This window comes from Pseudomonas sp. B7, assembly GCF_016735645.1.
Lineage (GTDB): Bacteria > Pseudomonadota > Gammaproteobacteria > Pseudomonadales > Pseudomonadaceae > Aquipseudomonas > Aquipseudomonas glycinae.
Genome location: NZ_JAERRE010000009.1, coordinates 340,754 through 347,700, shown reverse-complemented (window position 1 = coordinate 347,700; position 6,947 = coordinate 340,754). Strand labels below are relative to the sequence as shown.

Annotated in this window: 7 protein-coding genes and 1 riboswitch; of the genes, 4 read left to right on the top strand and 3 right to left on the bottom strand. The window is 61.1% G+C overall.

The window, feature by feature from the left end:
- Positions 1-347: 347 nt before the first annotated feature.
- Positions 348-569, top strand: a riboswitch (cobalamin riboswitch).
- Positions 570-688: 119 nt separating this feature from the next.
- The 4 genes from JKA62_RS21385 to cobM all read left to right on the top strand — a co-directional run bounded on the left by JKA62_RS21385 (position 689) and on the right by cobM (position 2,847).
- A complete protein-coding gene (locus tag JKA62_RS21385) occupies positions 689-886 on the top strand; it encodes a CbtB domain-containing protein (RefSeq protein WP_016983301.1) in 198 nt (65 codons plus the stop codon).
- A gap of 11 nt (positions 887-897) precedes the next feature.
- Positions 898-1,599, top strand: coding sequence for a CbtA family protein (locus JKA62_RS21380; RefSeq protein ID WP_201819319.1), 702 nt, complete (start codon positions 898-900; stop codon positions 1,597-1,599).
- Entirely contained in the window at positions 1,596-2,009 is a 414-nt protein-coding gene (locus JKA62_RS21375) for a cobalamin biosynthesis protein (protein WP_011334491.1), read from the top strand. The genes JKA62_RS21380 and JKA62_RS21375 overlap by 4 nt, the downstream gene beginning before the upstream one ends.
- A 91-nt stretch (positions 2,010-2,100) precedes the next feature.
- Positions 2,101-2,847 (top strand): precorrin-4 C(11)-methyltransferase, encoded by a 747-nt coding sequence (gene cobM, locus JKA62_RS21370; RefSeq protein WP_201819316.1) that lies wholly within the window; start codon positions 2,101-2,103, stop codon positions 2,845-2,847.
- A gap of 47 nt (positions 2,848-2,894) precedes the next feature.
- On the opposite strand, the gene nfuA is transcribed toward cobM, so the two are convergent.
- The 3 genes from nfuA to JKA62_RS21355 form a co-directional block, all read right to left on the bottom strand.
- Positions 2,895-3,479, bottom strand: a complete 585-nt coding sequence (gene nfuA / locus JKA62_RS21365) for a Fe-S biogenesis protein NfuA (RefSeq protein ID WP_007959519.1) — start codon at positions 3,477-3,479, stop codon at positions 2,895-2,897.
- 91 nt (positions 3,480-3,570) lie between these two features.
- Entirely contained in the window at positions 3,571-4,572 is a 1,002-nt protein-coding gene (locus tag JKA62_RS21360; protein WP_011334493.1) for an acyltransferase family protein, read from the bottom strand.
- A 59-nt stretch (positions 4,573-4,631) separates the two neighbouring features.
- Positions 4,632-6,926: a fatty acid cis/trans isomerase gene (locus tag JKA62_RS21355; protein ID WP_201819313.1), complete on the bottom strand. Its 2,295-nt coding sequence runs from the start codon at positions 6,924-6,926 to the stop codon at positions 4,632-4,634.
- Between the last annotated feature and the right edge of the window lie 21 nt (positions 6,927-6,947).

The following is a 6,947-nucleotide window of genomic DNA, read 5'->3' as shown; positions in this document are numbered from 1 at the left end:
ATGAGCGTTAGCTCGAGTACCGCTTTTGATCGCAGGGCCCGTCGGCAGGCTGAGTGGAGGGATTGATCCGGGGGTGGGAGCGCAGCGACCGTTTGGCGAAGCCAAACACATCGAGAGGAGGTGCAGCGAAGCAAACCGTAGGCGATGCCCCCGGATCGATCCCGGAGCGAAGGAACCCCGAGCCTCAGCGAGGGGCCGTACGTCAGGGTGCAGCCTTTTTGGTTACTTTTTCGGCGTTTGGAAAAAGTGACCCGCCGTAAGGGCGGAACCCTAAGCAGCCATAACCGCAGCAACGGATCTGCCCCCAATCCCAATCCCAATTGACTCAAATCCCCCGCCCATGGTCTCCTACACAACTTGTTACGGGTGCCCCTCACAGGGTGAAACGGGAAACCGGTGAATCATGTGCTTTACTCTAAAGCCATGTCAGTCCGGTGCTGCCCCCGCAACGGTAAGCGAGCGAAGCGTCAGAGCCACTGTGCCCACAGGCATGGGAAGGTGACGCTTGCAGGTCGGCCAGACGCCAACCCCTCGTGAGCCCGGAGACCGGCCCGCAACACACAGTGCGCGACATCGCCACTGAACATAACAAACCCGCGGTGGGCGGGCGCTGTTCGAACCTCTGCGCGCCCGGCCGCAGGGGGTTTATGCGCTCTATCCGCCCGCTGACACTCCAGAGGGAAGCGCCATGTCGATCATCAGCAGCACCGGCAGCAATACGGACAAAATCTCCAGCACCACCACCCTGAGCCAACGCCTTACCGCTGCGATCTTCGCGTCGATCTTGGGCGCAAGCCTGGTCTACTTCGCCGGTTTCTCGCACATCGAAGCGGTGCACAACGCCGCGCACGATACCCGCCACAGCGCCGCGTTCCCGTGCCACTGAGACCTGACGACATGATCAAGCGTATTGCGCAGACCGCAGGTTTCACCGGACTTCTGGCTGCCCTGCTGTTGACCTTGCTGCAAAGCTTCTGGGTTTCCCCACTGATTCTGCAGGCCGAAACCTTCGAGAAAGCCGAACCGGTGGCCGAAGTCCACGAACACGCCGCTGGCACCGCCGCCCACGCCCACGATGCCGAAGCCTGGGAGCCGGAAGACGGCTGGCAGCGTGTGGTCTCCACCACGGGCGGCAATCTGGTGGTTGCCGTGGGTTTCGCCCTGATGCTGGCGGGTCTGTACACCCTGCGTGCGCCGACCAAAACCTCGCAAGGCTTGCTCTGGGGCCTGGCCGGTTATGCGACCTTCGTACTCGCGCCGACCATGGGTCTGCCGCCTGAGTTGCCGGGCACTGCCGCTGCGGATCTGGCCTCGCGTCAGCTGTGGTGGATCGGCACCGCCGCTTCCACCGCTGTCGGTCTGGCCCTGATTGCGTTCAGCCGTCACTGGCTGATGAAGATCCTCGGCGTGGCGATCCTTGCCGTGCCGCACGTGATCGGCGCGCCGCAACCGGAAGTGCATTCGATGCTCGCCCCGGAAGCCCTGGAAGCCCAGTTCAAAATCGCTTCGCAGCTGACCAACGTCGCGTTCTGGCTGGCCCTGGGCCTGATCAGCGCCTGGTTGTTCCGCCGCAAAAGCGAAGGTCAGTACCACGCATGACCGATGACAGCGCAGCGCCGACCTTCGTGGTCGGCCTGGGCTGCCAGCGCGGCTGCCCGGCCAGTACGCTGCGTGCATTACTTGATCAGGCATTGCAGGCTCATCGGATTGATCTTGAGAAGGTCAAGGCACTGGCCAGCATCGACCTGAAACGCGACGAACCCGGTTTGCAGGAACTCGCCGCCCAACTGGCGCTGCCGTTGCTGTATTTCAGCAGCGAGGAACTGGCCAGTTATCAGCAACGCTTGAGTCACCATTCACAAATCGCCTTCGAACGCACCGGCTGTTATGGCGTAGCGGAAAGTGCCGCGCTGGCGCTCGCCGAACAATTGATCAGCGGCCCGGCAAAACTGCTGATTTCCCGGCAAAAGTACGCCCAGGCAACTCTGGCATTGGCCGGCGCGGCGTAAATTCCCGATAATCCCCGCTTTCGATCATGAGCATTCTTCATCTGAAGGGCTGGTGAAGCACCGCCCTGCCCCTTTTCTACAGGATCCAACGATGACCGTTTACTTCATCGGCGCCGGCCCCGGCGACCCGGAATTGATCACTGTCAAAGGCCAGCGGCTGATCCGCCGTTGTCCGGTGATCATCTACGCAGGTTCGCTGGTGCCGACGGCAGTGCTGGAAGGTCATTGCGCTGAAACCGTGGTCAACAGCGCCGAACTGCACCTGGAACAGATCATCGACCTGATCAAGACCGCCCACGCCAAGGGCCAGGATGTGGCGCGGGTACATTCCGGGGATCCGAGTCTGTATGGCGCCATTGGTGAGCAGATTCGTTATCTGCGTGAGCTGGATATTCCGTTCGAGATCATTCCCGGTGTGACCGCCACCGCCGCGTGCGCCGCGCTGCTGGGCGCCGAACTGACCCTGCCGGACATCTCGCAAAGCGTGATCCTGACCCGTTATGCGGACAAGACCGCGATGCCTGCCGGCGAAGAGCTCGGCAACCTGGCGCAGCACGGGGCGACCATGGCGATTCATCTGGGGGTCAATCATCTGGAGAAGATCATTGCCGAACTGCTGCCGCATTACGGCGCGGATTGCCCGATCGCGGTGATTCACCGGGCGACGTGGCCGGATCAGGACTGGGTGACGGGGACGCTGGAAGATATTGCCGAGAAGGTGGCGGCGAAGGGCTTTCGGCGTACGGCGTTGATTCTGGTCGGGCGGGTGTTGGGCAGCGATCATTTCAGCGAGTCTTCGCTGTATCGCGCCGGGCATGCGCATTTGTACCGGCCATAAAAAAACGGCGCTCACGGGGCGCCGTTTTTCATGCCGCAGCGAACACCTTAGTAGTAGGCGTTTTCTTTCTGCGTGTGGTCGGTCACGTCGCGCACGCCCTTGAGCTCCGGAATGCGCTCAAGCAGGGTGCGCTCGATGCCTTCCTTCAGGGTCACGTCCGCCTGGCCGCAGCCCTGGCAACCGCCGCCGAACTGCAATACGGCAATGCCGTCTTCAACCACATCGATCAGGCTGACCTGACCGCCGTGGCTGGCAAGTCCCGGGTTGATTTCGGTTTGCAGGTAGTAGTTGATGCGCTCGTTGATCGGGCTGTCGGCGTTGACCATCGGGACTTTGGCGTTTGGCGCCTTGATGGTCAGCTGGCCGCCCATGCGGTCGGTGGCGTAGTCGACGACGGCATCATCGAGGAACGCTTCGCTGAACGAGTCGATGTAAGCGGTGAAGCTTTTCAGCCCCAGCGCCGTGTCTTCTGGTTTCTCTTCGCCCGGCTTGCAGTAGGCAATGCAGGTTTCGGCGTACTGGGTGCCAGGCTGGGTGATGAAAACGCGGATGCCGATGCCCGGGGTGTTCTGCTTGGAGAGCAGATCGGCCAGGTAATCATGGGCGGCGTCGGTAATGGTAATAGCGGTCATGGAGACTCCTCGCAGGCTTGAGGCGGAGTTTACGCCAATCGGCGCGCGGCACAAAGTCCTACTATTTACGTAGGAATAGTTCGCAAATCGGCTAAGCGCCAGGTTCGCCGTCAATCCGTGCCCTAAGCCATTGATAACTGCGTTTTTCCACCCATTCGTAGCTCAGCCACGAACCGATAGCAATGGCCAGCGCACAGACGATAAACATCAAATACGGGTTGATTCCGTAGCGCCGGGCCAGATAACCACCGGCCGACAGCACCAGCACATGCATCAGATACACCGAGTACGAACAGTCGCCCAGCAGCTTGAGCAGCCTGTTGCGTTCGACATGCCGCTCCAGCGCCATGCTGGCCATGACCAGCACCGCACTGGGCACGCCCCAATTCAGCAATCGAGGTTCCGGCGGCAGATGATAGATCGCCACTAATGCCGCACCGATCCCCAGTAATGGCAGCCAGAGCGCCGGCCGGATCCATCCCCGACGGTAAAGCATGCCGATGCCGATCCCCAGCAGGAATTCATAAACGATGTCCGAGCGATAAAACGCGCTGACCCAGCCAAACCCGGTCCAGGCCTGGCACACCGCAAACAGCAGCGCCGCGACCACCAGCAAACGCACTTGCAGCCGGAACAACAGCGCCCAGGCGAACAGTACGTAGAACAGCATTTCGTAATTCAGGGTCCAGCCGACATTCAGGGTCGGATAGATCCCGTAGCCGCCGGGGTTCTCGGTCGGAATGAACAGCAACGACAGGAGCAAATGCCCCCAATCCACCGTCTGGTCCGGCAACAGCGGCCGGGCGAACACCACCAGCAACGCCATCAGCACCGTGTAGAGCCAGTACGCCGGGACAATCCGAAACAGTCGATACAGCAGAAAACGCGTCGGCGGCAATGCCTTGCCTTCAGTGGACAGGAAAATCACCAGCCCGCTGATCACGAAAAATATATCGACGCCCACGGCGCCCTTGTCGATGAACAACTGACCGATCGGCCCACGCGCCTCGAAGTCGAAGAAAATCTGCATGAAGTGATGGCAGACCACCGCCCACGCGGCGAGCGCTCGCAGGGCCTGCACTGAAATCAACATCGATGGCGCTCCCGATTCCGTACATCACAGGATTGGGACAACCGCCATCGTTCAAACGATCAAAGATTCTCGTACCGGTTCATATCCAGCACGCCCTCTTCCACCGGCTCGGTCTCGTGGATGTACTGGCTCAGGTCGTGGAAATAGAACCAGAACTGCGGATGACTGCGGCGGATGCCCCAACGTTCGACGATCTTCTCGAATTGCGGCGCATCCTTCGCGTTTTCCATGGCATCGACAAACGCAGGCACCTGATCCGCCGGGACGTTGAACATGAAATTCGGGTAGCTGCTGAGCACGCCTGGATAGATCGTCAGCGTGTCCAGGCCCGGCTGATAACGCAGCGATTCACCGAGCAGGAACGCCACGTTGCTGTGGGCACGATTGCGCAGCAGGCTGTAGACCTCACGTTTGCCGCTACGGGTTTCAACCCGCAGCATGGTGGCTTCCGGCAATTGATCGATCACTTTCAGCCCCGCCGCCGGGCGCGAAGTCAGGCGACTCAGCGCCTGCTCGGCATTTTGCAGCGCCGGGTCGATGTTCGGGCGCGAGCAATAGGCGTCTTCGCAACGGTTGATCGGATCCGGACGCGCGTTGAGATCGCCGTAGCGCGCCAGCAATTGCATGGCGAAATCGTGTTTCGGGTCTTTCTCGTCGAGTTTCAGTGCGGTCGGCTTGTCGTCGTCGATGGCTTCGTAATCGAGCCACATCTTGAACTGGCCGCTGCTCTGGTACCAATCGTCAAGGTAACCCTCGCGGGAATCGGCGGGCATCAGGCGCAGGAAGTTCTGTTCGGCGCCGTTACGGATCAGGTCGAAATACAAGCGCGTTTGCGCCTGATGGGAGACGTTGCCGAACACATCGAAATTCACCGCCAGCTGGTAATAGGTGCGCTCCAGCAGCGGATAGTCGAACAGCCACATCGTCTGCGGCACCTCGCCGATCAGACCCTTGGTCACCGAAGCGCTGTCGAAGTGGCGAAAGATGCTGAGCAAGGCGTTGTCGTTGCCGGCCCACAGGGTCGACCAGCTCGGTGCCGGCAGGTCGGCGTAGCTGTCACGGCGCAGGACTTCGTATTGGTTTCGCTTGTTGCGGTAGTTGTGCCACAGGCTGAGGACGCTGCCGACATCGTCGTTCTGCCCCGGCATGGCCAGCAACGGCGTGGCCTGGCCGCGATAGTTCGGGTCAGTGATGTACAGATCGTGTTCCGGGGCCTGGAACAGCGCCCAGAAGTTGTCGCGGATCACGTCGGTCGCGATCTGCCCACGGCACACCGGGCCGCGAATGAAGGTGCGTACGAAGTATTCGGCGTTATCGAGCATGAACTGGTAACGCGCCTGCGCCGGGATCGCCTCGAAGGTCGCGAACGGGTTGGCTCGACTCTGCGGCCCGTAGCCCGGCAAAGCGTTGACCTGCCAGTTGCCGTTGTAGAACAGGCTTTTGACCCGCGCCATCTTCGCCGCGCTCAGCGGATAGGTGATGTGGGTCTTGTGCACGATCACGCCCTGCACCGGCCACAAGCGATAGTAGACCTGGGTGCCCGGATCGTCGTTCGGGCGACGCGTGGCGATCAGATCGATCGGCTGGCCGGTCGGTGTGCGCGAACGCACCCACTGGAAGTAATGCCCCGGCTCGCCGTCCTTGAAATAGATGTGCGCCAAAAACCAGTGTTCGAACAACCAGCGCCCGACCAGACTTTCCCGCGCGCCAGGCTGGTTGAGCAGGTTTTCCCACTGGACGATCTGCATCGCCTCCTTAGCGCTTGGCGCCAGGCCTTGCTCGTCGATCGGCGCACCGGAAGCGAGCCAGCGTTGCAGCGTCTGATATTGCTGATCGGTCAGCCCGGTCACCGCCAGCGGCATGCCCTCTTTCGGATGGGCGCCCGCATAGCCGTCGAACTCCGCAGGCATCGCGCACAGGTTCTCGCGATTGAGCCCCAGCACGATGTCTTCCGGCAATTTGGCGTTGGGGGTCAGTGGCGTTTTGTGCCCCAGCTCCAGCATGCGCGCCATCAGCGCCGCCTGACTGCCCTGGGCGTCGAGCACCGAGTAGAAATCTTTCTGCTGCCAGGCGCGTTTGCCGAAGGCGTCATAGAACAGCCGCGTGGTCGGTGCCGCCTGGGTGCGTTCGCCATCGTAGACGGGCATCTTGCTCGCGCCACGGGCCGCGCCCTCGCCGCTGCCCAGATTAAGCTGGCAAGCAGAGTCGTAACACGCATGGCAGGCCACGCACTTCTCGGTGAAGATCGGCTGGATGTCCCGGGTGTAGGAGATAGAAGAAGAAACAGCGGGACTCTGCGCCGCCGCGCCAAAGCTTAAAAACAGCAATGCAATGCTGATGACGCGGTACGACATGTCCCTGATCCTGATCCTGAA